Annotated in this window: 26 protein-coding genes; all 26 read right to left on the minus strand. The window is 60.6% G+C overall.

The features are described 5' to 3' along the window. Positions 1-10: 10 nt before the first annotated feature. A complete protein-coding gene (fliE, locus tag PspCFBP13508_RS25050; RefSeq protein WP_016771081.1) occupies positions 11-340 on the minus strand; it encodes a flagellar hook-basal body complex protein FliE in 330 nt (109 codons plus the stop codon). Between the two features lie 128 nt (positions 341-468). Further along, positions 469-1,851 (minus strand): sigma-54 dependent transcriptional regulator, encoded by a 1,383-nt coding sequence (locus tag PspCFBP13508_RS25055; protein ID WP_137216036.1) that lies wholly within the window; start codon positions 1,849-1,851, stop codon positions 469-471. A gap of 5 nt (positions 1,852-1,856) precedes the next feature. Then, on the minus strand, positions 1,857-3,068 hold the full coding sequence (locus tag PspCFBP13508_RS25060) for an ATP-binding protein (RefSeq protein ID WP_137216037.1): 1,212 nt from the start codon (positions 3,066-3,068) through the stop codon (positions 1,857-1,859). Positions 3,069-3,178: 110 nt separating this feature from the next. Next, on the minus strand, positions 3,179-4,654 hold the full coding sequence (locus PspCFBP13508_RS25065; protein ID WP_016771084.1) for a sigma-54 dependent transcriptional regulator: 1,476 nt from the start codon (positions 4,652-4,654) through the stop codon (positions 3,179-3,181). A 172-nt stretch (positions 4,655-4,826) separates the two neighbouring features. Beyond that, a complete protein-coding gene (locus PspCFBP13508_RS25070) occupies positions 4,827-5,123 on the minus strand; it encodes a hypothetical protein (RefSeq protein ID WP_016771085.1) in 297 nt (98 codons plus the stop codon). Positions 5,124-5,134: 11 nt separating this feature from the next. Further along, positions 5,135-5,533, minus strand: coding sequence for a flagellar export chaperone FliS (fliS, locus tag PspCFBP13508_RS25075; protein ID WP_041479013.1), 399 nt, complete (start codon positions 5,531-5,533; stop codon positions 5,135-5,137). Between the two features lie 129 nt (positions 5,534-5,662). After that, positions 5,663-7,105, minus strand: coding sequence for a flagellar filament capping protein FliD (gene fliD / locus PspCFBP13508_RS25080; RefSeq protein ID WP_130910457.1), 1,443 nt, complete (start codon positions 7,103-7,105; stop codon positions 5,663-5,665). An 82-nt stretch (positions 7,106-7,187) separates the two neighbouring features. Next, positions 7,188-7,544 (minus strand): flagellar protein FlaG, encoded by a 357-nt coding sequence (locus tag PspCFBP13508_RS25085; RefSeq protein ID WP_137216039.1) that lies wholly within the window; start codon positions 7,542-7,544, stop codon positions 7,188-7,190. A gap of 72 nt (positions 7,545-7,616) precedes the next feature. Beyond that, entirely contained in the window at positions 7,617-8,468 is an 852-nt protein-coding gene (locus tag PspCFBP13508_RS25090; protein ID WP_130910459.1) for a flagellin domain-containing protein, read from the minus strand. Between the two features lie 242 nt (positions 8,469-8,710). Then, positions 8,711-8,977, minus strand: a complete 267-nt coding sequence (locus PspCFBP13508_RS25095; RefSeq protein ID WP_137216041.1) for a hypothetical protein — start codon at positions 8,975-8,977, stop codon at positions 8,711-8,713. Then, entirely contained in the window at positions 8,974-10,263 is a 1,290-nt protein-coding gene (locus tag PspCFBP13508_RS25100; RefSeq protein WP_137216043.1) for a 6-hydroxymethylpterin diphosphokinase MptE-like protein, read from the minus strand. Before PspCFBP13508_RS25100 ends, PspCFBP13508_RS25095 begins: the two co-directional genes overlap by 4 nt. An 87-nt stretch (positions 10,264-10,350) precedes the next feature. Then, entirely contained in the window at positions 10,351-11,277 is a 927-nt protein-coding gene (locus PspCFBP13508_RS25105; RefSeq protein WP_016771093.1) for a ketoacyl-ACP synthase III, read from the minus strand. Between the two features lie 227 nt (positions 11,278-11,504). After that, positions 11,505-12,557 carry a pseudaminic acid synthase gene (pseI, locus tag PspCFBP13508_RS25110; protein WP_137216045.1) on the minus strand — a complete coding sequence of 351 codons (1,053 nt, stop codon included), beginning with the start codon at positions 12,555-12,557 and terminating at the stop codon, positions 11,505-11,507. Next, positions 12,550-14,055: a UDP-2,4-diacetamido-2,4,6-trideoxy-beta-L-altropyranose hydrolase gene (pseG, locus tag PspCFBP13508_RS25115; RefSeq protein ID WP_137216046.1), complete on the minus strand. Its 1,506-nt coding sequence runs from the start codon at positions 14,053-14,055 to the stop codon at positions 12,550-12,552. The genes pseI and pseG overlap by 8 nt, the downstream gene beginning before the upstream one ends. Then, positions 14,052-14,747, minus strand: a complete 696-nt coding sequence (gene pseF / locus PspCFBP13508_RS25120; RefSeq protein WP_137216048.1) for a pseudaminic acid cytidylyltransferase — start codon at positions 14,745-14,747, stop codon at positions 14,052-14,054. Before pseF ends, pseG begins: the two co-directional genes overlap by 4 nt. 6 nt (positions 14,748-14,753) lie before the next feature. Next, positions 14,754-15,917 (minus strand): UDP-4-amino-4,6-dideoxy-N-acetyl-beta-L-altrosamine transaminase, encoded by a 1,164-nt coding sequence (gene pseC / locus PspCFBP13508_RS25125; RefSeq protein ID WP_137216050.1) that lies wholly within the window; start codon positions 15,915-15,917, stop codon positions 14,754-14,756. Beyond that, positions 15,914-16,915, minus strand: coding sequence for a UDP-N-acetylglucosamine 4,6-dehydratase (inverting) (gene pseB / locus PspCFBP13508_RS25130; RefSeq protein ID WP_137216052.1), 1,002 nt, complete (start codon positions 16,913-16,915; stop codon positions 15,914-15,916). The genes pseC and pseB overlap by 4 nt, the downstream gene beginning before the upstream one ends. 23 nt (positions 16,916-16,938) lie before the next feature. Then, on the minus strand, positions 16,939-19,848 hold the full coding sequence (locus PspCFBP13508_RS25135; RefSeq protein WP_137216054.1) for a TIGR00180 family glycosyltransferase: 2,910 nt from the start codon (positions 19,846-19,848) through the stop codon (positions 16,939-16,941). Positions 19,849-19,903: 55 nt separating this feature from the next. Continuing rightward, positions 19,904-20,641, minus strand: coding sequence for a cephalosporin hydroxylase family protein (locus PspCFBP13508_RS25140; RefSeq protein WP_130910939.1), 738 nt, complete (start codon positions 20,639-20,641; stop codon positions 19,904-19,906). Between the two features lie 17 nt (positions 20,642-20,658). Then, the gene (locus PspCFBP13508_RS25145; RefSeq protein ID WP_137216056.1) at positions 20,659-21,729 is read right to left on the minus strand and encodes a class I SAM-dependent methyltransferase; all 1,071 of its coding nucleotides are present in this window, start codon (positions 21,727-21,729) and stop codon (positions 20,659-20,661) included. After that, on the minus strand, positions 21,726-22,577 hold the full coding sequence (locus PspCFBP13508_RS25150; RefSeq protein WP_137216057.1) for an NAD(P)-dependent oxidoreductase: 852 nt from the start codon (positions 22,575-22,577) through the stop codon (positions 21,726-21,728). The genes PspCFBP13508_RS25145 and PspCFBP13508_RS25150 overlap by 4 nt, the downstream gene beginning before the upstream one ends. Beyond that, positions 22,574-23,800 carry a class I SAM-dependent methyltransferase gene (locus tag PspCFBP13508_RS25155; RefSeq protein WP_130910936.1) on the minus strand — a complete coding sequence of 409 codons (1,227 nt, stop codon included), beginning with the start codon at positions 23,798-23,800 and terminating at the stop codon, positions 22,574-22,576. The genes PspCFBP13508_RS25150 and PspCFBP13508_RS25155 overlap by 4 nt, the downstream gene beginning before the upstream one ends. Beyond that, positions 23,797-24,357, minus strand: a complete 561-nt coding sequence (gene rfbC, locus PspCFBP13508_RS25160; protein ID WP_137216059.1) for a dTDP-4-dehydrorhamnose 3,5-epimerase — start codon at positions 24,355-24,357, stop codon at positions 23,797-23,799. The genes PspCFBP13508_RS25155 and rfbC overlap by 4 nt, the downstream gene beginning before the upstream one ends. After that, positions 24,354-25,436, minus strand: a complete 1,083-nt coding sequence (gene rfbG, locus PspCFBP13508_RS25165; RefSeq protein WP_137216060.1) for a CDP-glucose 4,6-dehydratase — start codon at positions 25,434-25,436, stop codon at positions 24,354-24,356. Before rfbG ends, rfbC begins: the two co-directional genes overlap by 4 nt. Continuing rightward, complete coding sequence (gene rfbF, locus PspCFBP13508_RS25170; RefSeq protein WP_130910933.1) at positions 25,418-26,191, minus strand: glucose-1-phosphate cytidylyltransferase; 774 nt, start codon at positions 26,189-26,191, stop codon at positions 25,418-25,420. The genes rfbG and rfbF overlap by 19 nt, the downstream gene beginning before the upstream one ends. Positions 26,192-26,436: 245 nt before the next feature. Next, positions 26,437-26,659 (minus strand): hypothetical protein (locus PspCFBP13508_RS27520; RefSeq protein WP_206665451.1); only part of this gene is annotated, 223 nt, incomplete at its 5' end.

Below are 26,659 nucleotides of genomic sequence, written 5' to 3' on the forward strand. Positions count from 1 at the left end.
TATTTCGCCCTTAAACCGGCATCTGCATGATGTCTTGGTAAGCCTGGACCAGCTTGTTGCGCACCTGGGTCAGAGCCTGGAACGACACGCTGGCTTTTTGCGACGCGATCATCACGTCAGTCAGGTCGACACCGCTCTTGCCGATCTCGAACGCGTTGGCCAGTTGAGTCGACGCCTGCTGGGTATCGCTGACTTTATTGATCGCCTGACCGAGCATGTCGGAAAAGCTGCTGCCCGCGATTTCAGGGACAGCGGCAGTCGATTTACGCGCAGACATGGCATCCACTTTCATGGCCTGCATGTCCATCATCAACCGATTAAATTCAATACCTTGGCTCATGGTCTACTCTCTTGGGCGGCCCGCAATTTTTTGACACTCACTCGGCGGGTACACAGGTATTAGCAACAAGGGTGCCAGCTAGTGGGCACCCTTCTGAGAAAAGCATCTGGAATGTTTTGCAGCATCGATCAGGTGGCGAACAGATAGCCTTCGACGTCCATCCCGGCATCGCGCATTTGCGCCAGTTTGTAACGCAAAGTGCGCGGGCTGATGCCGAGCTTTTCGGCAGCTTCCTTGCGCCTACCACGCTCGGCGCGCAGGGTGTCGATGATCATCTGAAACTCCCGGCGGCGCAGGTCATCGCCCAGGGCACCGGAGGAATCTGCCTCGATTTCCACCTCACGAATTACCGGCGCAGCGACCGCCAATGGCGCAAAAGTCACCGCACCGTTCAGGCAAAAATCCTGCGGCTGGATCAAGCCGCCCTGCTGCAGAATCAACGCACGCTGAATGGCGTTGTCCAGTTCACGCACATTGCCCGGCCACGGGTACGCGGTCAGGCAGGCTTGCGCTTCGGGTGATAGCTTCGCTGCGGCGTGCTTCATTTTATTGACGTGTTTGGCCAACAACTTTTCCGCCAGCGGCAGGATATCGGCAGTGCGTTCGCGAAGTGGACGCCAGGCCAGAGGGAAAACCGACAAGCGGTAAAACAGATCTTCGCGAAAACGCCCCGCCGCCACTTCGCCGGCGAGATCACGGTTGGTCGTGGCGACCACACGGATGTCCAGGCTGATCGGCTTGCGCGCACCTACTCGCTCCACTTCACGTTCTTGCAAAACGCGCAGGAGCTTGGCTTGCAGGCCCAAGGGCATTTCGGAAATTTCGTCGAGCAGAATGGTGCCACCGTCCGCCTGCTCGAACTTGCCGGCCTGCGAGGCGATAGCGCCGGTGAACGAACCTTTCTCATGACCGAACAGTGTCGCTTCAAGCATGTTGTCAGGGATCGCCGCGCAGTTGATTGCGATAAACGGCTGGCTCGCCCGCCGCGATTGCTGGTGGATATAGCGTGCCAGCACTTCTTTACCGGTGCCGGACTCGCCGGAGATCAACACAGTCGAGTCACTGCGTGCGACCCGTGCGGCCAATTCAAGCAACTGCGCACTGGCCGGTTCAACAGCGACCGGACCGTCCGCTTCGCCAGCGTCAATGCTGCCCAGCGCATGTCGCGCCACCAGATCGAGCAGCGCTTTGGGTTCGAACGGCTTGACCAGATAATCCGCCGCACCCTGGCGCATCGCATCGACCGCACGCTCGACGGCGCCGTGGGCGGTCATCAGCAGCACCGGCAATTGCGGTTGGCGTGCGCGCAGCAACGCGAGCAACTGGTGGCCGTCCATACCCGGCATATTGACGTCACTGACCACCAGGCTGAAGGCTTGCTGCGCGACCGCCGTCAGTGCTTCTTCGGCGCTGCCGACGGCGTGATAGTCGTGGCCGGCGAGCAGCAGCGTATCGGCCAGCGCTTCGCGCAACGAACGGTCATCCTCGACCAGCAACACCTTGATGCCCATGACGTTTATTCAACTCCCTGTGCAGCGGAAAACAGTGGCAGGCTGACCTGCGCGCAGGTGCCGCGCCCGACTCGCGAACGCAGGGTCAATTCTCCCTGATGCGCACGGGCTACCGCTTTGACCACGGTCAGGCCGAGGCCGGTACCGGTGACTTTGGTAGTAAAAAAAGGCTCGCCGAGGCGCGCCAAAACTGTCGGCTCAATGCCGCTGCCGCTGTCGCTGACACACAGACGCAGGGTGTTGCCTCTGGTGTAGCAATGCACTTTCAGCCGCGCTTCGCCGGCGCTGGCCTGAATGGCGTTTTCAATCAGATTCAGTAATGCCCCGACCAGTGTGTCGCGGTTGCACAGCAGCTCACCGGCATGGCTGTCGCACTGCCAGCGGATCGGCAGATCCTGCACGTGGGTCAGCGCCGCTGCCTGCAGCGATTGCATCAAGGCACTGGGCGTGAGGCGGTCGGTCAGCGGCAGCTCGCCACGGGCGAACACCAGCATGTCGCGGACTTGATGTTCCAGTTCGTGCAGACGCTCTTTCAGGCGTCCGGCAAAACGCTGCTGGGTTTCCACTGGCAGTTGCTGTTCAGTCAAATGACTGGCGTAAAGCAAAGCGGCGGACAACGGCGTGCGAATCTGATGCGCCAGCGACGCGACCATGCGCCCCAGCGAAGACAAACGTTCGTGCCGTGCCAGTTGATCTTGCAGATGACGGGTTTCGGTCAAGTCGTTGAGCAGCACCAACTGCCCCGGCTCGGCATCCAGCGAGCGGGTGGAAATCGACAGCCGTCGACCGTTTTTCAAGGAGATCTCGTGACCGTCGTCTTCACGGGGAGCGAAGCAGCGTGCGATCACATGGCGCCAGAGCTCGCCCTCTAGAGGCGAGCCGAGCAAGTCGATGGCGGCCGGATTGGCTTCGCGTACCAGGCCGTGACCGTCAATGACGATGACGCCGCCGGGCAACAAGTCGAGGAGGTTTTGCAGGCGATTGGCCAGGCGTTCTTTTTCCGCCAGTTCCTGCATGCGCTGGGCACTGACAACCGCCAGTTCACCCTTGAGTTCGGTGACCCGCGCTTCGAGCAGGCTGTAGGAATCGGTCAGCTGGCTCGACATCTGGTTGAACAGCTGGAAGGCCTGCTCAAGTCCCTGACGACTTGCCTGCTCTACGGACGAGGGTTGCCCCACGATATTGGAGGCAGAAGAGATCTGGGCGGCTTGGGGCATTGGGCTCTCTCGCTTGGCTGACCGTCAGTGAAACGGAACGTTGCGAGGGCTATAGCAATACCCGTGCCTAAAAAAAACCGCTTATAAATGAAGCGCTTGAAAAACAGGCGTCAATCATCCGCCTGTTCGTCTCCTCCAGCCCGGCTCATGCCGTATTTGCGCATCTTCTCGACCAAGGTCGTGCGACGGATGCGCAGACGTTCAGCGGCGCGGGCAACAATGCCATTGGCATCGTCCAGCGCTTGCTGAATGAGGCCCTGCTCCAGACCACCGAGGTAGTCCTTGAGGTCGAGGCCTTCCGGCGGCAGCAGTGCACTGGCGCTGAAGTCAGGCGTATGGCCGTTGATCGCCACGCGCTCTTCCAGATCGCTGCGCAGGCTGTCGACCATCTGCTCGTCTTCGTCGTCGACGTAGCGGAATTTCTTCGGCAACTCGACCACGCCGATCACCCCGTACGGGTGCATGATCGCCATGCGCTCGACCAGGTTGGCGAGCTCGCGGACGTTGCCCGGCCAGCCGTGACGGCACAGCGACATGATCGCCGCCGAGTTGAAACGGATCGAACCGCGCTTCTCGTGCTCCATGCGCGAGATCAGTTCGTTCATCAACAACGGGATGTCTTCGACGCGCTCCCGCAGCGGCGCCATCTCGATCGGGAACACGTTCAGGCGATAGTAGAGGTCTTCGCGGAACGAGCCGATCTCGATCATGCTTTCGAGATTCTTGTGCGTTGCGGCAATGATGCGCACGTCGACGCTCTGAGTCTTGTTGCTGCCCACGCGCTCGAAGGTGCGTTCCTGCAGCACGCGCAGCAGCTTGACCTGCATCGGCAGCGGCATGTCGCCAATTTCGTCGAGGAACAGCGTGCCGCCGTTGGCCAGCTCAAAGCGCCCGGCACGGCTGGTGATCGCGCCGGTGAAGGCGCCCTTCTCGTGGCCGAACAGTTCGCTTTCGAGCAGCTCTGCAGGGATCGCTCCGCAGTTGACCGGCACGAATGGCGCGTCGCGGCGCTTGGAGTGATAATGCAGGTTGCGCGCGACCACTTCCTTGCCGGTGCCGGACTCGCCGAGGATCAGCACGCTGGCGTCGGTGTCGGCAACCTGCTGCATCATCTGCCGCACGTGCTGAATCGCACGGCTGGTGCCGACGAGGCTGCGGAACAGATTGGGTTCGCGATGACGGCCGCGCTCACGGGCCTGGTCGTACATTTCGCGATAGACCTGGGCGCGGTGCAGCGAATCGAGCAATTTGCTGTAGCTGGGCGGCATTTCCAGGGTCGACAGGACGCGTCGACGCTGGTCTTCAGGCAGGTCAACGGAAGAATTATCGCCCATTAACAAAACCGGAAGGAACTCATCCCAGGTTGCGAGTGTCTTTAGCAAGCCCAAAAGCGCGCCAGGAGCATTAACCGTCCCGATCAGTACGCAAATGACCTCACGACTAGACGACAAAGAGCCGACAGCCTGCTGCCAGTCATGGCTGCCGCAGGGTAAATTTTCTTCGCCAAGAAAATTCAGAATCACCGCCAGGTCGCGGCGGCGGACGCTATCGTCATCGATCAGCAGAATTTTGGTTTCACGCCACATGCAATAGCAACTTCCCTAGTCAACTCAATGCCCGAAAAATGGGGCAAGCGAGACGCTTGCAGGACACCTTGTGCCTGTAGACGCCCTAAACCTGATAATAGCCACTAGTTAAGTCAAAAAACCGTGCACAGTCAAATTTATGGCGCACATCTCTGGTTCAACTGACGGTTAATCAACCAAACAGATGGTAAACCTTTGCAGCCTTTTGCGCTTGGGTGATCTGCGACATCTCGTTGGCTATCGCCTGCCGCTCGCCCATTGCCACCTCAAGAAGCTCCTTGTAGACGAATAGCAGCTCCTCAAGGTTGTCGCGCAGCGCAACTTCGTCCAGCGAAGCTTCCGCCATGACGTCTTCCATGCAGGAACGGCAAGCCAGATCCAACTCACCAATGGCTTCCCAGTTTCGTTCGGCCAATGCTCCGACCAACGCTTCGCGGGTATCGGCAATTCGCTGCAATACAAGACTCATGGTGCTCTCCTTCAGAACTGCGGAGCCGGCACAGGCGCGATGGCGTCCCAGCCTTCTTTTACCGTTGTCAGCAGGCCGGCCACTTCATCGAGGACACGCGGATCACTGCTGATGTTGGCCTCGGCGAGGCGCTTCATCATGTAGATATACAGGCCATCCAGATCGGCCAGTGCCTCTGCATTGTTTTCAAGATCGAGACCTTCACGCAGGCCACTGACAATGCCGATGGCCTTGCTGATCGCCGTGCACTTGCCGGGAATGTCCTTGCGCTCGATGGCGCCCTTGGCCTGCGCAATCCGGGCCAGACCACCTTCCATCAACATTTGCACCAGGCGGTGCGGGCTCGCTTCGGACGTCTGCGCATGGGCGCCGACTTTCTGGTACTGCCGAAGGGCTAACATCGGGTTCATGTTCTACCTCATTGCCACGTTGACTCGTATAACCAGTGTATCGCCAACCGGTCCGAAAACTTTAGATCAAAAGACAAAAACCCGGCGCACGCCGATAAAGCGTAGCCGGGTTTTTGTCGTTACTGACTGTTACTTCGCGGACTGCTGAGCGTTAAGCGAGCTGAAGAACGACGTGATGCTGCTCGCCGTGGCCTTCATCTGCCCTACCAGCAAGTCCATGGCGTTGTACTTGGCCGTCAATGTCGACGTCAGGTTGGCAACGCGCAAGTCCAGTGCCGTCTGCTGCTTTTGCAGGCTCGAAGCCAGATTGGTCAGGTTCGAGCTGCGCTGGTCGAGCAACCCGCCGGTTTTCACATAAGGGTCCACCGAAGCGCTCATGCGCGCCAACAGACCGTTCTTGGAATCGGTGCCGGTGAACATCTGCTGAACCTGACCGGCCATGCCGGGGGTTTCCATACGCTTGTTGAAGACCGAAGCATCAAGCGCCAGCAAACCGGTCTTGCTGTCGGTCATGACACCCAACTGCGACAGCACCGCCAACTGGCCGCCTGCACCGGTCTCGGTCAGCTGTTCACGGATATCGGCCATCAACGAGCGTGGCAGCGAGTCACCGGTGAACGCAGCGGAAACGGTGAGGTTGCCATCCGCGTCCGGGGTCGCCTTGGACAGCGCGTCGATGGTTTTCTTCAACGTGTTGTAGGAGTCGACGAACGTCTGCAGCGACGTCTGGATGCCTGCGGTGTTGGTCGCCACAGTCACAACCGCCGCGGTTTGCGCCCCGGGAGCGCCCGGGCTGACGGCGGTCAGGTTCAGCGTCATACCGCTGATAGCGCCGGTTACCGTGTTGGTCTTGCTGGTAACAGGCAGCCCATCGATGGTAATCGTCGCGTCGCTGGCCAGTTCGCCAACGGTACCGGATGCGCCGGCCGCCGGGTTGTCACCCATTTTCTGCGAGCCGTCGATTTCGAGGCCGGCGATGCCGCTGACGCTCAGGTCCATGCCCGCGCCAGTCTTGCTGGAGCTCAGCACCAGGCGCGACGCACCGGAACTGTCGGTCACGATGTTGGCGGAAATACCGTTGCTGGCCTGCGCGGTGTTGATCGCGTCACGGGTACTTTGCAAAGTGGCATTGGCCGGAATCGCGACATTGTAATCAATGCCATTCTGACTGATTTTCAGAGTACCACTCGGAATGGCACTGGCGGCACCGCCGGCAAAGGCGGCACTGGCTACTTTCGAGCCGGTGGCCAGGTTCTTCACGACCACGTTGTAAGTGCCCGGAACAGCAGTGCTGTCGGAGGTTGCACCGAGAATCGTCGGAGAGTTGGAAGTAGCGGTGTAACCGGCGAAAGCCGGGCTCGATGCCTTGTTCAGGTCAGCCATCGATTTTTGAAAGGCAGCCAGGGCGCTCTTCAGCGAACCAACGCCGGAGATCTTCAGCGAGTTGGTTTTGGTCTGCGTATCGATCTGTGTCTGCTTGGCAGACTTGTCGGCGTTGACCAGCGCGGTGACGATCGCACCGATGTCCAGGCCGGAACCCAGTCCGGAACCCGGTAGAATTGGACTTGCCATGTGCATCTCCCTTCAGATTGTTGCCATTCTTTTGACCGTTACCCGCGTCCTGAGAACGAACAAACACTATTCATGCCATTTATCAGACTTTGGCGTCGAACAACACATGACTTGCGTTGGCGAGGCTGTCAGCCAGCTTGAGGGCTTCGGCGGAGGGAATCTGTCGAACCACTTCACCTGTCTCGCTTGCGATCACCTTGACGATGACTTTGCCGGAATGCTCGTCAATCGAGAACTCCAGATTACGCTTGATCGACTGGACGAACTTTTCGATCTCTTGCACCGCCAGTTTCAACTTGGCGCTGTCCGAATCCTGATCCTTGACAGCGACCGGTGCTTCAGTCTTTTGGACTTTAGGCAGCTCTGACGGTTTGTCAGCAACCGGTGGCACTGGTTTGGGAGCCGGATAAGACACGTGAAGCTTTACGCTCATGTCCATGCCCATCACCTCTTAACGTAAAAAAGCGAGAGAGCACGACCAGCGCACTCCCCCGCTCAAACTTGTTCCGAATTACTGAAGCAGTTTCAGTACAGCGGAAGGCAGTTGGTTGGCCTGGGCCAGAACCGAAGTGGAAGCTTGCTGCAGAGTTTGCTGCTTGGTCAGGTTAGCAGTTTCTGCGGCGAAGTCGGTGTCCTGTACACGACCCTGGGCAGCGGTGGTGTTTTCAGTGATGTTCTGCAGGTTGGAGATGGTGCTGGTCAGACGGTTCTGCGAAGCACCGAGGCTGGCACGAGTTGCACCGATTGCAGCGATTGCCGCGTCGATTGCAGTGATCGCGCTGTCGATGTTCTGAGCAGCACCAGTAACGGTAGCGCCAGTCAGGGACAGAGTGCCGCTACCAACCGACAGGCTGACGGCGTCGAACTTGGAGCTCAGTACCAGGTCGATGTGGTTGGCCGAACCGGTGTTTGCGCCAACTTGCAGGGTCACAGTACCAGCCGAACCGTCCAGCAGGTTCTTGCCGTTCAGGTTGGTCGAAGCGGAGATACGGGTGATCTCGTCCGACATCTGAGCGAATTCAGAGTTGGTAGCGGTCTGGTCAGCAGTACCGTTGGTGCCGTTACGGGCTTTAACAGCCAGTTCACGCATACGCTGCAGGATGTCGGTAGTAGCTTGCAGAGCGCCTTCAGCGGTCTGGGCAACGGAGATACCGTCGTTGGCGTTCTGGATGGCCTGGGTGTTACCGCGGATCTGCGAAGACATACGGTTGGAGATCTGCAGGCCAGCGGCGTCGTCTTTGGCGCTGTTGATTTTCAGGCCGGAAGACAGGCGCTGCATCGAAGTGGACAGAGCGTCGGAAGCGCGGTTCAGGTTTTTCTGAACGTTCAACGATGTGGTGTTGGTGTTTACTGTTAAAGCCATGACGAATTCCTCGTTGGTTGGGTACTGCGGCTTCCGGCCCTGGCAACCGCCGGGTATGGCCTAGAGAACCTTCGTAATAGTTATCGTCGGGTTTGCAGGTTGCTTGAGGGCTTTTTGAAAAAATTTTGCCATCACCACGCCACCCCCGAGAAAACAAAGACTTAGCAGCACATCCAGCGCGAAAAAATGACGCCATAAAACCGCCTGTAACGCGAAGCCGCGGGCCAGTGCTGCGCAGCGGTTCAGCGCCGGACACTTTCCAGCAATTCCACCAGTTCGTATTCCATATAGTCAGCCAGGCCCAACCAGTCCTGGCGCTCCTGACAATCGAGCATTTGCATGAGCACCTGTGCCCACGCCTGCTGGATATCCACTGAGGCAGACGCCAGACATTGCTGGGCCTGTTCGAACACATCGACCATGGTCAGCGCCGCCTCGACGTCACGCCCCAGGCGAAACAACGCCGCGCATCGGCGACACTGATCCTGACTCTGACTCAGCGCACTCATTGCACGAACTCCGGATTGAATGCGGTACCGGCGATCAGCGCACCGGCGCGACTGCTGTTGAGAAATTCGACCTGCGGATGCGCGGCGATATAACGCTCGAGCACACACAGATAGCCGCGAAAATTCAGCTGCGTGCTGACGCGCTGACCGTGACCATCGCGCACCCAGTGCCGCGCCTGGGCCAGCGGCGGGCCCAGATCGCCGTCGCCCCAACCCGCGTGGGTCTTGTTCATCGGGAAGGCGAAATCAGCACCAAACAGGGTGATTTGCCCGGCGCCCATTTTCACTGCGAGATCCACCGCCGGATGAATCACGCTGCCGCCGACGTGCAGCTCACCGCGTGGATACTGTTCCCGCAGGTCGCTGTAGATCGGGCTGGCCGAGTAGCCGCCATAGCGCTTGCCCTTCCATGCCTTCAATACCTGCGGGTCGCTCATCGGCAGGTACACCAGCGTAATGCCGTCAGACGTCTCGAAGGGCAGATGCCGAAAGCCGATGCGCTGATCAATACTTACCACCACGTCAGGCACGATGCCGTGTTCACGCAACGGCCGATAGGCTGTATCAACGCAGATGAACAACGGCCGCTCGGTACGCTGACGGATCGCCGCCAGACGCTCGAAATGCTGTTCAAGCGTCGGCCCGGTGGCGATCACATAGACTTCCCGCCCAGCGCAACTGCCGAATAATTGCGCCACATCGGCATCGCCAAGCAACACCGGCAGGCATTGCTGCAAGCGCTGCCGGATTTCCGGTGACTGCGGATCGAAATCGCGATTGTTGAACGTCAGGTGTACTTCATTGATCAGCCGGTCGCGAATCTTCGCATTGAAGTCGTCGGCCAATAGCATCTCGGCCGGCAGGGCAAAAAACGGCGTGAAAAAGTCCGGGTGATCACCGGCGTAAAACAGTTCGACCCGAGGATCTTCCAGCCACTGGCGCTGATCGAGCAGTTGCAGCACCAGCGCGAACAGCGCGCCGTTGAGAATGTGCACGTACAGGCGCTCCAGCCCCGCGCGCTCAAGCAGCACACCGGGCAAGTCGCCCAGGCCAGTGCCATAGACGTGCAGATGCGGTTTTTCCGGCAGGCTCGCCGCCTGGATCTGCGCCTCGTGCAGACGGTCATGGCGGCTGGTCAACTGAATGCCCTCAACGCTCAGCGTCGAGCCCAGCCCTTGCACGAGTTCGGCCTGTACGGACGCGCTGTCTTCGGCCATCAATCGCTCGAACAGCGCCGGCCAGCGCCGTTGCAACACCTCGGCATTGGCTTGGAAAAACTCGCTCATGGCGCCTCGCGCTCCTTCTCGGGCAAAAAAATAGCGTTCAAGGTTAACCTTGAACGCTATTTTTGTATCAGTGCTTTTTGCTCGGGCTTACGGACGATAGATGATCGCCGAGCCCCATGACAGGCCGACGCCGAAACCGCTCAGCGCAACGCGCTGCCAGTCGGAATCGAGCACGTGTTTTTCCAGCAGCAGCGGAATGCTCGACGACACGGTATTGCCGGTCTCGACCATGTCCTTGATGAATTTCTCCGGCTCGCCTTCGAAGCGTCGCGCCACGGCGTCGACGATCGCCGCGCTGCCCTGGTGAATGCAGAATGCGTCGATGTCATCGGCCTTGAGATTGGAATCGTCGAGCAACTCGTGCAAATGCGCCGGCACTTTCAGCAGAGCGAAGTTGAAGACCTGACGACCATTCATGAAGAACACGCCGTTGCTGACTTTCAAGTGGGGTGCGCCGGAACCGTCGGTGCCGAACTTGGCCTTGCCCAGCGCCCAGGTCGGGTTTTCGCCCATCCAGGTTGCAGTGGCGGCATCGCCGAACAGCATGGTGGTGTTACGGTCTTCCGGGTCAACGATTTTCGAGTACGGGTCAGCGGTGATCAGCAGGCCATTCTTCAGGCCGGCGGCTTCCATGAAGCCCTTGATCGCGTAGATGCCGTAGACGTAACCGGAGCAGCCCAACGAGATATCGAACGCTGCGACATTGGTCGGCAGGCCGAGCTTGTCCTGAACGATGGCAGCGGTATGCGGCAGGCCTTCTTCGTCACCGTTTTGAGTGACGACAATCAAGGCATCGATCGATTCACGCTTCAGTTCAGGATTGCTGGCAAACAGCGCATTGGCCGCTTCCACGCACAGATCGGAAGTTTCCTGCTCAGCGTCTTTGCGCGGCAGGAACGCCGAACCGATCTTGCCAAGGATGAACTCTTCATCCTTTTCGAATTTTGCACCTTGTGCGTAATTGTCCACGCCGGCTACAGGAACGTAGCTCGCAATGCTTTTTATGCCAATCATTACGGCTTCCCAATAAAAAACAGCCCAAAACCACCGCTCGCAAGGATTCGAGGGGCGCCGACAAACAGAAAACGGCCGCCACAACGGGCAGCCACGGGAAGCGCAAAGGGCTATCACTGGAACCGCAAAACGGGCCAGGCGCCATCTCCCCGGTCAATACAATACAGTGAAGATGCGCGTTATGACTCGCAGGTCACGCTATTTTGCCGAATCGATGGCAGATTGGCCTATTCGACCAGCGACCAGTCCAGCGGCGTACCGCGCTTGATCGCGGTGCGCGCACGGCGTCCGAGGACGGCTTCGGTGTGCCTGGGCGGCAGACCGAGACCGGGGCGAATGGCGCGCAGATTGTCGCCGGTAAAGGCTTCACCGGCGGCCATGTCAGCGGTGACATACAGCGAGCGGCGATAGACCAGCGACTTGCGCTCGGCCTCGGTGACGCCGTAATGCACCTGCCCCATGGCCTGCCAGGCACGCTCTGTTTCGACGACCAGACTGGCCAGCTCCGCAGGCTCAAGGGAAAAACTCGCGTCGACGCCTCCGGCCGAACGGTCGAGGGTGAAATGCTTCTCCACGACAGTCGCCCCGAGCGCCACCGCCGCTACCGATACGCCGACGCCCATCGAGTGGTCCGACAGCCCGACCTCGCATCCAAACAACTCACGCAGATGCGGGATCGTACGCACATTGCTGTTGAGTGGCGTCGCTGGATAAGTGCTGGTGCACTTGAGCAAGACCAGATCCTTGCACCCGGCCTCGCGTGCGGCACGCACGGTTTCATCCAGTTCAGCGATGCTGGCCATGCCGGTGGAGATGATCAGCGGTTTGCCCGTAGCCGCGACACGACGGATCAGCGGCAGATCGGTGTTTTCGAAACTGGCGATCTTGTACGCCGGCACCTCGAGGCTTTCGAGAAAATCCACCGCGCTGTCATCGAACGGCGTCGAGAAGGCGAGCATCCCCAGTTCCTTGGCCCGAGCAAAAATCGGCGCGTGCCATTCCCACGGTGTGTGGGCTTTTTCGTAGAGATCGTAGAGCGACGTGCCGGCCCACAGACTGCCCGGATCCTTGATGAAGAATTCACCCTCGGCCAAATCCAGGGTCATGGTCTCGGCGGTGTAGGTTTGCAGCTTCAAGGCATGCACCCCGGCCCTGGCAGCAGCCTCGACAATTTGCAGAGCGACGTCGAGGGACTGGTTATGGTTGCCGCTCATCTCGGCAATGATGAACGGCGGCGCATCGGCACCGATGCTGTGGTGACCAATCTTGAAACTAGACATGCGGGTGATCCTTCAGAACACGGCTGAACGCGCAGGTCTCTTGAGTGAACCCGGCGTCGCGAAAGACTTTCAATGAGGACTGGTTGGCGGGCATGACCCGCGCAGTGATGCGTGTTAATTGCGGCCAGTGCGCAGCAACAAACGCCTCGCCACGGCTGAGCACTGCCCTGCCCCAACCGAGGCCGAAACGCCCCTCCAGCAGATAGATCGACACTTCGGCTTCGAACCCGCGCAAGTCGTAGCGCAGCACCCCGACCGGGCCGTCATCCGCCGCGGCGATCAACAGCAGCCGTTGCGGATTGCGCAGGGTCGCTGTCAGCCAGTTCAGATGCTGCGCCCAATCGATCACGCCGGTTTCCAGCGACCAGCGCCGCACTGCTTCGGCATTGCGCCCATCGAACAGCAACTGCGCATCGTCCAGCGTCGCCGGGCGCAGCTTGAGCACCGCACCGGCCAGCGCCGCCGCCACGCGCTCGGCACCACGGCCGTCGACCAGTTGCCGCGAACGCTCGGCGAGGCTCTGGCGCAGAAAATAATTGTCCACGACAAAGCCAACCGCATCGCGCAGCTGCTCGACGCTGACCTGCTCGCGGGCGCCCATGAATACATGCGCGCCGGCGGCGGCCATGACTTCGCCGTTGGCCTGCTGATTGTTCGCCACGGCGATGCAGATCGTCGGCAAACCCAGCGCCGCGCGTTCCCAACTGGTGCCACCGCCGGCGCCGATAAACAGATCCGCTTCAGTCATGCGCTGATGAAAATCGCTGACGAAACTGTGCAGGCGCCAGTTCGGCCGCATCTCGGCCAACGCCTGCATCTGCGTCCATGCCGGGTTGTCGGCGCCAGCGACGAAATCCACCTGCAATTGAGTGAAATCAGCGAGGGCGAGCATCGCGCGATGCGTCTGCATCGCCGCGTCGAACCCGCCGAAATTCACCAGCACCCGGCGCGCCTTCGGTCTGATCTCGATGGCCTCGCAGTTGAATTCTTCACGCAGCATGGCGTAGCGCGGGCCGAGCAAGGTGCGACAGCCTGGCGGCAGCAGCGGCGCGTAGTTTTCACTCAAGCCAGAGAGGTTCTGATTGAGCAACAGATCGACGCTGTAGCGCCGCGTGGCCAGATCATCCACGGCGGCGATTCGGTGCGCCCAGCGCCGGGCAGCGGTTTGCCAGTGATGATCAAGGCCATAATGGTCGACGATGATCCAGTCGAACGGTGCCTGCCCGTCCAGCAGCAGGCCCAGTGCATCAATATCGAACTGCCACGGCAACATCGATTCGATGGCCTGCAGCGGGTCTTCATCGCGATAGCGCTCGGGCAGCGCGAAGGTCTCGAAGCCTTCGGCATTCAAGGCTTCGAGTCGATGCCCCGGCAAACGCCGACAGGCAAACGCAACATGACTGCCCTGCCTGCGCAACACTCGCGCCAGTGTCAGGCAGCGGGCGATATGGCCGCTGCCGATGGTCGGCGAGGCGTCGGCGCGAATCAGCACTCTCATTGCAGTTCTCCGCCGGCCTTGAGCGCGGCGTACAGGTATTCGGCGCGTTGCCAGTCCTCGGGCGTGTCGATGTCCTGGACCAGATGACGCGGCAGGATCACCGGCAGGCTGGCTGGCGAGAACAGCGTCTCGCCACGCAACCAGGCTTCGCTGCGGCCCCAGTAAAACTGCCCGGCGTCCTGAAACGCTTCGGGCAGATCCTGCGAACGGGTCGTACGAAATTCGGGGTACAAAGACGTCAACGCGCCCTCCTCGTCGAGGGTCAGTGCGCGCTGCACCGGGAAGCCGAAGCCGCACACCGAAAAGGCAAAAGACTTGTGCGGATGCTGCTTGAGCAAATCCAGACCCTGACGCAGATAACGCGCCTGTAACAACGGTGCAGTCGCGTATACACAACAGGCGTAATCGAACGTCGGCAATTGCTGCAAGGCATGCACGATCACCGCAGCGGTGCCGGTGAAATCATCGGCAAGATCGACCGGTCGCATGAACGGCACCTCGGCGCCATTTGCCCGCGCGACGTCGGCAATTTCATCATCGTCGGTGCTGACCACCACGGCGTCGAACAGCCCTGACTCCAGCGCCGTGCGAATCGAACGCACGATCATCGGCACGCCATCGAACGGCTTGAGGTTCTTGCGCGGGATGCGCTTGCTGCCACCACGGGCGGGGATGATCGCGACGCAGCTCACGGTGCCTTACTCCTCAAGCAGCAGCAGCCGCAGTTGCTCGACCACCTGATCCTGTTGTGCCTCGCTGAGCAAAGGGAACAGCGGCAAGCTGATCGCCTCGGCGTAATAGCGCTCGGCCTCGGGGAAATCGCCCTCGGCGAAACCCAGCTCGCGATAGTACGGCTGCAGATGCACCGGAATATAGTGCAGATTCACGCCGATACCAGCGGCGCGCAGACCTTCGAACACCTGGCGATGGCTGAGATTGCAGCGCTCGGCCTGCACGCGCACGACGTACAAATGCCACGCTGATTCGGCTTCTGGCTGCGCACTTGGCAAGGTCAGTGGCAGGTAAGCGAGGAGTTGATCGTAACGCGCGGCCAGTTCCCGGCGACGTGCGACAAACTCATCCAGTTTGCCCAGTTGCGACAGGCCCAGCGCCGCTTGCAGATCGGTGATCCGGTAATTGAACCCCAGCTCGATCTGCTGGTAATACCACGGCCCGTGGCTGGGTTCGGTCATGTGCTCTGGATCGCGGGTCATGCCATGGCTGCGCAGGCGTCGCAGGCGTTCGGCCAGCGCCGGGCGATTGGTCAGGACCATGCCGCCCTCGGCGCTGGTGATGATTTTCACCGGGTGAAAACTGAACACCGTCATCGCCGCAAATTCGCCACAACCGACCGGGCGGCCGGCGTAGCTCGCGCCCACTGCGTGGGAGGCGTCTTCAATCACGGTGAAGTTGTAGCGCACCGCCAGGTCGGCAATCTTGCGCATATCGCAGCTCTGCCCGGAGAACGCGACGGCGACGAGGACTTTGGGCAGCGTGCCGTCGCGCTCGGCCTGTTCGAGCTTCGCTTCAAGGGCAAAGGCGTCGAGGTTCCAGGTCAGTGGATCGATGTCGACGAAATCGACCTCGGCGCCGCAATAGCGCCCGCAGTTGGCCGAAGCCAGAAAGGTATTCGGCGAGGTCCACAAGCGATCGCCCGGCCCCAAGTCAGCAGCCAGACAGGCAATGTGCAGCGCCGCCGTGGCATTGCACACCGCCACGCCGAAATCGGCCTGACAGCGCTCGGCCATCGCCTGCTCGAAGCGTTCGATGGTCGGCCCCTGGGTCAGCCAGTCCGATTGCAGGACTTCGACCACCGCATCGATGTCCGCCTGATCAAGGCTTTGCCGACCGTAAGGGATCATACCGACAGCTTCGCGTGCAGATCGGCGATCTGCCCGACCGAAAGGAAATGCGGATTGGTGTCCGAGCGATACTCGAAATCCTCGCCCACCGCATGGCCGCGCTCGCCAAGTTTATCGACGGCAAAATCGACGTCGACGCTGGTAAAACGAATCGACGGCTGAATCGTGTAGTGATCCTCGAACTCCAGCGTCATTCGCGCATCGTCCAGCGGCACCATCAGCTCGTGCAGCTTCTCGCCAGGACGGATGCCGACGTTCTTGTGCGGCAGATGCTCGGCCATGCCACGCGCCAGATCGACGATGCGGATCGACGGAATTTTCGGCACGAACACTTCGCCGCCGTGCATCCGCGCGAAGCTGTCGAGGACGAACTGCACGCCGTGATCGAGGGTGATCCAGAAGCGGGTCATGCGCTCGTCGGTGATCGGCAATTCTTGCGCGCCGTCAGCGATCAGCTTGCTGAAAAACGGCACCACGGAACCGCGCGATCCCGCCACGTTGCCATAGCGCACCACGGCGAATCGGGTCTGCTGTTCACCGGCAATGTTGTTGGCGGCGACGAACAATTTGTCCGAAAGCAACTTGGTCGCGCCGTACAGATTGATCGGGCTGGCCGCCTTGTCGGTGGACAGCGCGACGACTTTCTTTACGCCGTTATCGATCGCCGCAGCGATGATGTTTTCCGCGCCGTTGACGTTGGTGCGGATGCATTCGGTCGGGTTGTATTCCGCCGCCGGCACCTGCTTCAACGCAGCAGCGTGCACCACGTAATCGATGCCGCGCATGGCCTGACGCAGACGATCGGCGTCGCGCACGTCACCGATGAAATAACGCATGCACGGCGCGTTGAACGTCTGCTGCATTTCGTACTGCTTCAGCTCGTCGCGGGAGAACACCACCACGCGCTTGGGCTGGTACTGCTCGAGCAGCCGGCGGATGAAGTTACGGCCGAACGAGCCGGTGCCGCCGGAGATGAAAATCGATTGTCCGTTGAACATGTTGTGATTCCTGTCCGGCCTGCTCAGGCGAGCAACTGCGCCCAATTGATCGAGGCGTTTTCGCCCAGAGTGAAACCTTTGCCGCTCAGGGCCAGGTTGGCGTTGTACGCCGGATCCTGGGCGAACGCGTCGGGCCATTTTTCGCGCAGTGCCGCCAGTGCCGCTGGCGCCTTCGGCAGCTCGCCGGTATGCAGCACCTGCACCAGTGGCGTCCACACGGTGAGGTAACCGGCCTGACCGGCCTTCAGGCACAGGTCGACATCGCCATAGCCGTCGGCGAAGGTCGCTTCGTCGAGGCCGCCAAGGGCATTGAACAGCTCTTTGCCAACCATCAGGCACACCTTGGAAACGGCCGAGTAATTCTGCTCGACAGCCAGACGCTGCATGTAGCCCTCAGCCTTGTGTTTCTCGCCGATGAAGGGTGAACCCACACCGTCGTTGAGGCCGAGAATCAGACCGGCCTGGGCAACCTTGCCGTCACGATCGACCAGTTTGGCGCCGACGATACCGACTTCCGGACGCTGGGCATGGTTGAGCAGCGAATCGATCCAGTTCGGATTGACCACTTCGCTGTCCGCCGCCAGCAGCACCAGGTATTCACCCTGCGCCTGCTCGCTGGCGGCGTTGAACAAGGCAACTTCGCTCAGCGGCTGGTCGGCACGCAACACGTTGACCTTGGCATGGCGCAGCGTGCCCAGCCAGTCGTTGACCTCTGCCGACTGGTTGGCGTTGGCTGCCAGCAGCACTTCGTAGCGGCTGTAGCGAGTACGCAGCAACACGCCTTCGAGGCAGCGACGCAGCACCGGCAGATCATCGATGACCGGCACAATGATCGACACCAGTGGCTGTTCGGTGTGGCGATAATCGATCTGCCAGGTGCCCGGCGTTGTCGATGTGACTTTGGCCTTGTAACCGCGATTGCCCAAGTGACGCAGCAGCGCCAGACGCTCATGGGCGTTTTCTTCCAGAGGCGCCTGCTCGGTAATCAGCAGCGGCTCGTCGAGATGCGCGAGGCCGTCGAGGCCGCCCTGTTCGATGATGCGCAGCAACAGATCGAATTCCAGCGCCTTGCTGAAGTCGGCCTGATAGCCACCGGCCTCGAGCAGGACTTCACGACGGATCAGCCAGTGCCGCGCCATCAGCGACGGCACGCTTTGCAGCAGATCCAGGTTGAAACCGGGGCGGAATACGTCGACCAGTGCGCCGTTTTCCTTGCGCTGGATTTCATCGGTGGCCACCGCACGCACACCTTGGGCGCCGATCAGCTCAAGGCTGGCGCGCAACAGGCCGCTGGCGGTGAACAGATCCCCCGCCTCAGCCAGCATCAGCCAGTCGCTTGGCGACTGCTGGGCGCTCTGGTTAAGTTTGTCGACGACGTTGCCGGGCGTGACGCGGACAAAGTGCAGGGTGTTCTGCGCAGTGGTCGCCGCTGGTGCTTCACCGGTGGTGAACACAACAATCCTGAAGGCTTTGCAGTGTCCCTCGAGCAAGCTGTCGAGCGACACTTGCAGCTTGTCGATGTCGTTGTCCAGATCAAGCAGGAAGATGCCGAATTGCGGGCCACCGCCATCAGCCGCCAAGTGCTGGCTGATCGACTCGAGCTGCTCGATGGCGGGCGCGCGCGCAGCCAGCCATTGCAGAAGACGGCCGGATTTCATTTTGTCGAAGCTGGCCTGATGATCATCGACCGTCAGCGCCTCGAGGCGGGCGATCCATTCATGCATGGCTTGCGCCGCCGCCTCGTCACCAAGCACTTGCAACTGCGCAGCCAGACGCTTGGCAACCACCTGGTTGAACGCGTTCAGGTCATGTGCTTGCCACAGCCGGTCAACCACACTCTCCGGCGTATCGTTGTTGCGCGCCTGCAACAGGTGCGCCTGACGCGTCCAGATTCCTTCCAGCCCTTCCAGTTGCACACGGCCGGCGGGCATGGCGTGCAGCATGAATTCGAACTGTTCCAGACGATCGAAGAACGCCTGGTTGTAGAACGGCATTTCGACGTATTGCAGAGGCCCGAAACGACGATCCGGCAGCTTCAGTTCCTGGTTCCAGGTGGACTCGAAAATCAGTTCGGCGGTCAGCGAACGATTGGACTTCAGACAGTCGGCCATCGCCTGGAAGCTTTCGAGGACGAAGGCCTTGGTTTGCCTGGCATCGAGCCCCTCGATAGCGGAAGGCAACGACACGAGCAAATCGGCGAACGCCTCGCGCTCGGCCACCGATTTCGCATCGACGTAGGTCAGCGAGTGATAGACGTCGGTGCTGTGCTCGGACGTGCCATAGTTGATCTCGCGCACGACATACGGTGTCGGCAGGATCCGCGCCTTGGCATTGGCCAGCAGGAAGTAGACGTGACCGATTTCCTGCCATTGGAAATTCGTCCCCGGCGGCAGAGAGGAGTGCCAGGTTTTCATCAGGTCGGTACGGGTCACCGCGTAGAACGGTGGGATGTACTGGCTCATGTAATCGATGACGCGTTCCTGCGCACTGTCGGACGCGTAGTCCTCCTGGACCTTCTTGTCACGACGGTAGTAATTCACCCCACCGGCCAGCGTCAGGTACATCAGGCAATAGCCGTGGCACATGCCGTAATCGGGGTTGGCCTGCAGGAAGTCCACGGACTCGGCGAGCGAGTCATGCAGAATGAAATCGTCATCGGCTGCCAGCACCATGTACGGCGTGGTCAACTGCTCCACGCCATAGGCCAGCTTCGCCTGCATGCCCCAGTAAGCGAACTGCGGCACGTGGTGATAATCGACGGCGGAAAAATCGTCTTCCGGCCGTTCCGGCGTGGAATCCAGCACCATGATCCTGCAGGGCAAGCTGCTGTAGTACTTGACTGCCCGGCGCAGGAACGCCGGCCGATTATGCGTAATCAGCACCACGGTCAACAGCTCGCTGAGCGATCGTTCAGAACTGTACTTGCCTTGCATAACTTCTCTCCACAACCGGCGACTCGCCGAAACAACGCTGGGTAAATGTTGCGAATTAACGGACGCGACGCAGGTAGCCGTCCGGCGCCACGGTGATCAGCAATTTGTTCTGCAATTGCTGGTCGATTTCGAAGTCCCGGTTCTCTTCCAGGTACTTCCACACGGCGGTTTTCGGGTTGTCGCCCGGGCCCCATGGACGATCCGGGAAGAAGTCGGCCGGCATGTCTTCAACCACGGTGTCCATGACCACGCAGTAGCTGTCGACCGACACCAGCGGCGCGTAGAGGCGCAGCTCTTCGAGCACGTGGTCGTGGGTGTGGTTGGAGTCGAGAACCAGAATGACTTTCTTGCCTTTGGCGGCGGCCTGCACCTGAGCGGCAATGGCCGGGTCGATGCTCGAACCTTCGATCATCTTGATGCGCTTGGCCATCGGGTGGCTTTCGATGGCTTCGCGGTTGTGCGGACGAATGTCGAGGTCGATGCCCAGCACTTCACCGTGGCCTTGCAACTCCAGCAGCGAGGCGTAGTAGATGATCGAACCGCCGTGGGCAATACCGCACTCGATGACCAGGTCCGGCTTGACCTGCCAGATGATCTCCTGCATCGCCATCATGTCTTGCGGCAGCTGGATGATCGGGCGGCCCATCCACGAGAAGTGGTAGCTGTATTTGTGCTTGGCCGATTCGTTGAAGAAATCCCGGGCCAGGCCGGTCAGTTTCTGGTCGTCACCCTGTTGGGCGATCTGCTCGCGGCACTCGGCTTCAAAAGCCTGGTTGATGCTGTTGTCGGTCATGTCGGTCATCTCAAGGGTCACTGGAACGAAGCGCTGTCGACGGCGTGATAGACGTAGCGTCCACCGGTCATCCGCTTGATCTCTTCGAGGTAATTGGAATTCATCACAAACAGGTGCGCGCCTTCGGGCAGCGCATCCATCGCCTCTTGCGGCGATGACACTCGCGCACCGCTCAGGGGCAGATAACGCCCCTGCTTGGCCGGGTTGATATCGATCACGCGATCGACCGCGACGCCGGCGCGTTGCAGGAACAGCGAATAGATCACGCCTTTTGACGAGGCGCCCCAGATCGCCGAACCCTGTGCAGGCGCCGAGCGGATGATCTGCACAGCGCGGTCGAGGCTGGCGCTGAAATCTTCCGGCAGGGCCAGGCGCGCCACCGGTTGCTCCGGGGTCAGGCGCAACGTCGACAGATCGGCGACGATGTACAGATACTGGCCACCGAACAGATGCCCGGCCTCATGCACCGTGCCGAACATCCGGCGCAAGTCATCGAGGCGGAAATAGTTGACGTGTTCGTAGAACAGGTCGAACCACGCCTTGTGCTCAAGGATCCAGTCCAGGCACGGCACTTCGATGTAGATCTGCCCGCCCTGATTGGCTTCGGCGATCACGGCCAGAAAGCTCACCGGGTCCTCAATGTGCTCCAGCACATGACGCAACACGATGGCATCGGCCGACAAGCCGAGACCGCGCGTAAACGGCGCCTTGATCACGTCAGGGTTTTCGCCTTCGTAAGCCGGGTCGATGCCGGTGATCGAATAGCCAAGGCCTTTGAGCAACTCAAGAAAATAGCCCTTGCCGCAGCCGACTTCGATCAGTTCCTGGCCCTTGAAGTGCTTGGCGATGATGCCTTCGACATCGCTCAGGTGTTGCTGGAACTGGCCGGAGTGCGCCTGCTCGTTCTGATAGTCGGCGTCATAGCTGAGCTTGTCGGCGTCGAACGCGGCGTTGAAAACCAGACCGCTGCGTTCGTCCTGCACCAGCAGCATGTCGGCGCTGGCCGAGGCCCGCGCCGATTCGGCATCGGCGAAAGTACGGTTCTGCAACACTGGCAGGCCGGTAGCCCGGTACAACTCGTGCCTCATGGCGACTCTCCCATTAACTGTTGCAAGCGCTCGGTGACGGCCCAGAACGCCAGCGGTTCGTGCGTCGGATACGGGTAGTGGCCGAGGTTCAGATCCACTGTTGCGCCACGCTCACGCAAGCGCTGTTCGACCAGCGCACGCACCGACACCGGCTGGCCGCTGGCACAGTTGACCACGCCATCGAAGTCGCGCTGATGGAGGATCGCGGCGAGATGACTCGCGGCGGTTTCAATCGCGAGGAAATCGCGCAACTGCTCACCGGCCGACATGTTGAACGATGCCTCGCCGCTATCGATTGCCCGATCCAGCGCGGCCAACAGGCTGTTGGGGTTCTGCCCTTCGCCGTGCAGGTAGAACAAGCGCGCCCACTGCAGGGTGAACGGCTGCTCCTGCTGCAGGCTCTGCAGAAACAGGTGCAGCGTGTGCTTGGCCAGACCGTAGGGATTACTCGGCCGTGGCCCGGTTGCTTCGCTGAGCGGGCCGCTTTGCATGCCGTATTCAAAGCAGGTGCCGGTCACCAGAACCTGCTGCACGCCCGCCTCGACCGCGCTTTTGATAAAGCGGTAATCGGCCATCAGGTTGTGCTCGAAATGAAACAGCGCCCGATAGTTCGGCAGCCCCGGCCAGGCCAGGTGCGCGAGTGCGTCGATGCCTTCGGTCAGCGCGACGACGTTCAGGTCGGCCGCGTGAATATCTGCTGCGATGAACTCGACGTCATTGATCCACGGCATGCCCTGCGCGGTTTCTGCGTTGCGCGCCACGGCGCGAATCTCGCAGCCACGCGCCAGCAATGCGGCAACCAGATGCCGACCGACAAAGCCTGTGGCGCCAGTGACCAGAACCTTCACAGCACTTTCAACTCAGGCACGGCGATGACGAAGCGCCCGTCCCACTGACGCACCTGCGCCAATTGCTGACTGACTTCGGGCAACAGGTTCCACGGCAACACCAGCACGTAGTCCGGCCTGTCGATTTCGATCTGCGCCGGCGCCACGATCGGAATGCGGCTGCCCGGCAAGAACTTGCCCTGCTTGTGCGGATTGGCATCGGCCACCCAGGCCAGCAGATCCGCTTTGACTCCGGCGTAATTGAGCAAGGTATTGCCCTTCGCCGCGGCGCCATAACCGACCACACGTTTGCCGTCGGCCCTGGCCTGCAACAGGAAGCGCAGCAGGTCATGTTTGATGCGTTCGGCAGCAGGCGCGAGGGTCGCGTAGTACTCGGCGGTTTTCACCCCGGCATCGAGTTCGGCCTGCAATTGTTGCTGAACTGCCGGGAGGACAGCGCGGCGCTGGCCGTCCTTGCGCTGCACGAATACGCGCAACGAGCCGCCGTGGGTGCTCAACTGGCCGACATCAAACACTTCCAGGCCATTGCGCTCGCACAGGGTCTGCACGGCGGTCAGCGACAGGTAGGAATAATGTTCGTGATACAGCGTGTCGAACTGCGCGCCGGCCATCAGCGTCAGCAGTTGCGGAAACTCGAAGGTGGCGACGCCGGTCGGCTTGAGCAACGTCGCGAAGCCGGCGAGGAAATCGTTGATGTCGGGCACATGGGCCAGCACGTTGTTGGCTGCCATCAGGTCGGCGCTCCAGCCTTCGCTGCGCAATTGCGTGGCGGTGTCGCGGCCGAAGAACAGCTCACGAATCTCCAGGCCTTTTTCCCGTGCAGCCTGTGCGGTGCTGCGGGTCGGCTCGACGCCCAGACACGGGATGCCGCGCGCGGCGACGTATTGCAGCAGGTACCCGTCATTGGCGGCGACCTCGACCACACGGCTGTCGGCGTTCAGACCGAAACGCTCGCTCATCTCGGCGACATAGCGCTCGGCGTGATTCAGCCAAGTACTGGAGAACGAACTGAAGTAGGCGTATTCGGCATCGAACAGGCTGTCGGCACTGGTGTAGTCCTCGGTCTGAACCAGCCAGCATTGCTGGCACACCGCGACTTTGAGCGGCACCCATTGCTCGGCCTGCTCCAGGCGATCGGCATGCACGTAGGCGTTGGACGGAGGCGAAGTGCCGAGGTCGATCAGCGGCAGGCTCAGCGGTGCGGCGCACCCACGGCAATTCATAGACGCACTCCAGCAAAGTGTTGATCAAGCGCGGGATGGCTGGAGTCACGCGCTGACAAATTATTGACAGGCAACGGCCAGGCAATCGCCAGCCGTGGATCGTTCACCGACAAGCCGCCCTCGTGCTCCGGCGCGTAATCGGCGCTGTGCAGATAGAGCAACTCGGCGTCGTCAGTGAGCGTCTGAAAGCCATGAGCGAAACCGGCCGGAATCAGCAGGCTGCGGCCATCACCCGCCTTCAAGTGCTCGGCGTGCCAGTGCAGATACGTCTCCGACTCGGGACGCAAATCCACCGCAACATCCCAGACTTCGCCACGCAGGCACGTGATCAGCTTGGCTTCCGGGGCGTTGGCATTCTGATAATGCAGGCCACGCACACTGCCCTTCTCGCGGGTACAGGAATGGTTGATCTGGCGAATGTGAAACGCGCTGCCGAACGCACTCAGGCTGCCCTCGCAGAACAACCGGGCGAAGTGCCCGCGCTGGTCTTCGAAACGTTTGTGCTGAACGCTGAACAGGCCGGCCAATGGCAACGCTTGCAGGGAAAACTCGCTCACAGCGCGCCTCGGTACAGATTCAATTGGCCCAGAGTCACGGCGCGCATGTCATCGCCGTTCTGCCACGCCAAGTGCCAATCCAGGGTCTGCGCAAGGCACGCTTGCAACGACCAGCGCGGCTGCCAGCCGAGCACCTGTCGCGCACGACTGCTGTCCAGACGCAGCAGACCGGCTTCGTGCAATTCACTCGGTTCGATACGCAGCCCACGGGCCTGCGGCCAACGGCTGGCGAGCAGTTCGACCACTTCGCCGACGCTGCACATGTCCGCCTCACCGGGGCCGAAGTTCCACGCACCGGCGTATTCCGGGCCGTATTCGTAAAGCGCGGCAGCCAGTTGCAGATAACCGGCCAGCGGCTCCAGCGCGTGCTGCCAAGGGCGCACGGCTTGCGGATAGCGCAGGGTTACCGGCTCGTCGGCAGTCCAGGCTTTCAGTACGTCGGGAATCAGTCGCTCCGGGGCAAAATCACCGCCGCCCAGCACATTGCCGGCGCGTGCGGTCGCCAGGGCCAAACCATGTTCGGCATGTTTGTCCGCCGGGAAAAACGACGCGGCATAGGACTGCGCGAGCAATTCGCAGCAGGCTTTGCTGCTGCTGTAAGGATCGTGGCCGCCGAGCGCTTCGTCTTCGCGGTACGGCCACAGCCATTCCTTGTTGGCGTAGACCTTGTCGGTGGTGACCAGCACGCAGGCACGCACGCCGCCGATCTGACGAATCGCTTCGAGCAGGTTCAGCGTGCCCATGACGTTGCTGGAATAGGTGCCGAGCGGATCGCGATAGCCCTCGCGTACCAAGGGCTGGGCGGCGAGATGCAGAACAATTTCCGGCTCGGTCTCGGCAATGATTTCGAGCAAGGCGCCGAGATCGCGCAAATCGCCGCGTTGATCATTGATGCCTTCGTGCACGCGCGCCAGTTCGAACAGACTCGGCTCGGTCGATGGGTCCAGGGAAAAACCGCTGACTTGCGCGCCGAGGCTTTGCAGCCACAGGGTCAGCCAACTGCCCTTGAAACCGGTGTGCCCAGTGACCAGGACGCGTTTGCCACGCCAGAAATCCGCATTCAAGCCCATTGCTTCCATGGGGCCTCCCCGCTCTGCCACAGCGCTTCGAGATGGTTCTTGTCGCGCAGGGTGTCCATCGGATGCCAGAAACCTTCGTGTTCGAAGGCCTTGAGTTGTTCGTCCTGCGCCAGACGGGCCAAAGGCTCGGCTTCCCAGGTGGTGCTGTCATCGCTGATGTAGGGCAGTACTTTTGGCGAAAGCACGAAGAAACCGCCATTGATCCAGCCACCGTCACCACGGGGTTTTTCGGTGAAGCCCAGCACTTGATCGCCCTGGCGTTCGAGCGCGCCGTAACGGCCTGGCGGCTGCACGGCAGTGACGGTCGCCAGGCGGCCGTGGGCTTTGTGGTAATCGACAAGCTGGGCAATGTTGATGTCGGAAACACCGTCGCCGTAGGTGAAGCAGAACGCTTCTTCATCCTTGAGATAACGCGCGGCCCGCAACAGGCGGCCACCGGTCATGGTTTCCTCGCCGGTGTCGATGAGGGTCACACTCCACGGCTCGCTGTAGTTTTGATGGACGTCCATGCGGTTGTTGCGCATGTCGAAAGTGACATCGGAGGTGTGCAGAAAGTAGTTGGCGAAGAAGTCCTTGATCGCGTAGCCCTTGTAGCCCAGGCAGATGACGAAGTCGTGGATCCCGTGAGCGGAATACTGCTTCATGATGTGCCAGAGAATTGGCTTGCCGCCGATCTCGATCATCGGCTTGGGCTTGAGGTGCGACTCTTCACTGATGCGCGTGCCGAGGCCACCCGCCAAAATAACTGCCTTCATCGTCTCCCCTCTCGTACGTCACCGGGCTGCGCACAGCTTTCTTGAGCGTTGCAGGCCTTCTGGCTAAACCTTCTGCCGGACCGGGCGCCGCTGGAAAGACCACGAGCGCTCGTTTTATGGCGATTTGCGGGGCACTTGCATGAAACGCGCCAGCTCAGAGTCGACGTGGTGGGGACGGGCAAAGGATTTTGATTGGGGACATATCCCTTATCGCGGGTGCTGCCGCTGGCGGTTTGGTCTCCGAATCAGTCCCGTAACGAAGCCTGTCGCCGGGGCAAAAGATCAAAAAGCCAAATCAAAGGCCAGATCAAAAGCCACAGCCAGATCAAGAGCCAGAGCCGAAGCAAGAGCAAAAGCCAGAGCCGAAGCAAGAGCAAAAGCCAGATCAAAAGATCGCAGCCTTCGGCAGCTCCTTGTATCTCGACTAACGCTCCGTCAGGAGCGATAGTTCTCGACTGATCATCGAGG

The organism is Pseudomonas sp. CFBP13508 (assembly GCF_005233515.1).
GTDB classification, from domain to species: Bacteria; Pseudomonadota; Gammaproteobacteria; order Pseudomonadales; family Pseudomonadaceae; genus Aquipseudomonas; species Aquipseudomonas mercuritolerans.

Bases quoted from the DNA above. Each gene is read 5' to 3' on its own strand.
- fliE (WP_016771081.1), bottom strand. From the start codon at position 340: ATGAGCCAAGGTATTGAATTTAATCGGTTGATGATGGACATGCAGGCC.
- PspCFBP13508_RS25055 (WP_137216036.1), bottom strand. From the start codon at position 1,851: ATGGGCATCAAGGTGTTGCTGGTCGAGGATGACCGTTCGTTGCGCGAA.
- PspCFBP13508_RS25060 (WP_137216037.1), bottom strand. From the start codon at position 3,068: ATGCCCCAAGCCGCCCAGATCTCTTCTGCCTCCAATATCGTGGGGCAA.
- PspCFBP13508_RS25065 (WP_016771084.1), bottom strand. From the start codon at position 4,654: ATGTGGCGTGAAACCAAAATTCTGCTGATCGATGACGATAGCGTCCGC.
- PspCFBP13508_RS25070 (WP_016771085.1), bottom strand. From the start codon at position 5,123: ATGAGTCTTGTATTGCAGCGAATTGCCGATACCCGCGAAGCGTTGGTC.
- fliS (WP_041479013.1), bottom strand. From the start codon at position 5,533: ATGAACCCGATGTTAGCCCTTCGGCAGTACCAGAAAGTCGGCGCCCAT.
- fliD (WP_130910457.1), bottom strand. From the start codon at position 7,105: ATGGCAAGTCCAATTCTACCGGGTTCCGGACTGGGTTCCGGCCTGGAC.
- PspCFBP13508_RS25085 (WP_137216039.1), bottom strand. From the start codon at position 7,544: ATGGACATGAGCGTAAAGCTTCACGTGTCTTATCCGGCTCCCAAACCA.
- PspCFBP13508_RS25090 (WP_130910459.1), bottom strand. From the start codon at position 8,468: ATGGCTTTAACAGTAAACACCAACACCACATCGTTGAACGTTCAGAAA.
- PspCFBP13508_RS25095 (WP_137216041.1), bottom strand. From the start codon at position 8,977: ATGAGTGCGCTGAGTCAGAGTCAGGATCAGTGTCGCCGATGCGCGGCG.
- PspCFBP13508_RS25100 (WP_137216043.1), bottom strand. From the start codon at position 10,263: ATGAGCGAGTTTTTCCAAGCCAATGCCGAGGTGTTGCAACGGCGCTGG.
- PspCFBP13508_RS25105 (WP_016771093.1), bottom strand. From the start codon at position 11,277: ATGATTGGCATAAAAAGCATTGCGAGCTACGTTCCTGTAGCCGGCGTG.
- pseI (WP_137216045.1), bottom strand. From the start codon at position 12,557: ATGTCTAGTTTCAAGATTGGTCACCACAGCATCGGTGCCGATGCGCCG.
- pseG (WP_137216046.1), bottom strand. From the start codon at position 14,055: ATGAGAGTGCTGATTCGCGCCGACGCCTCGCCGACCATCGGCAGCGGC.
- pseC (WP_137216050.1), bottom strand. From the start codon at position 15,917: ATGATCCCTTACGGTCGGCAAAGCCTTGATCAGGCGGACATCGATGCG.
- pseB (WP_137216052.1), bottom strand. From the start codon at position 16,915: ATGTTCAACGGACAATCGATTTTCATCTCCGGCGGCACCGGCTCGTTC.
- PspCFBP13508_RS25135 (WP_137216054.1), bottom strand. From the start codon at position 19,848: ATGCAAGGCAAGTACAGTTCTGAACGATCGCTCAGCGAGCTGTTGACC.
- PspCFBP13508_RS25140 (WP_130910939.1), bottom strand. From the start codon at position 20,641: ATGACCGACAACAGCATCAACCAGGCTTTTGAAGCCGAGTGCCGCGAG.
- PspCFBP13508_RS25145 (WP_137216056.1), bottom strand. From the start codon at position 21,729: ATGAGGCACGAGTTGTACCGGGCTACCGGCCTGCCAGTGTTGCAGAAC.
- PspCFBP13508_RS25155 (WP_130910936.1), bottom strand. From the start codon at position 23,800: ATGAATTGCCGTGGGTGCGCCGCACCGCTGAGCCTGCCGCTGATCGAC.
- rfbG (WP_137216060.1), bottom strand. From the start codon at position 25,436: ATGGAAGCAATGGGCTTGAATGCGGATTTCTGGCGTGGCAAACGCGTC.
- rfbF (WP_130910933.1), bottom strand. From the start codon at position 26,191: ATGAAGGCAGTTATTTTGGCGGGTGGCCTCGGCACGCGCATCAGTGAA.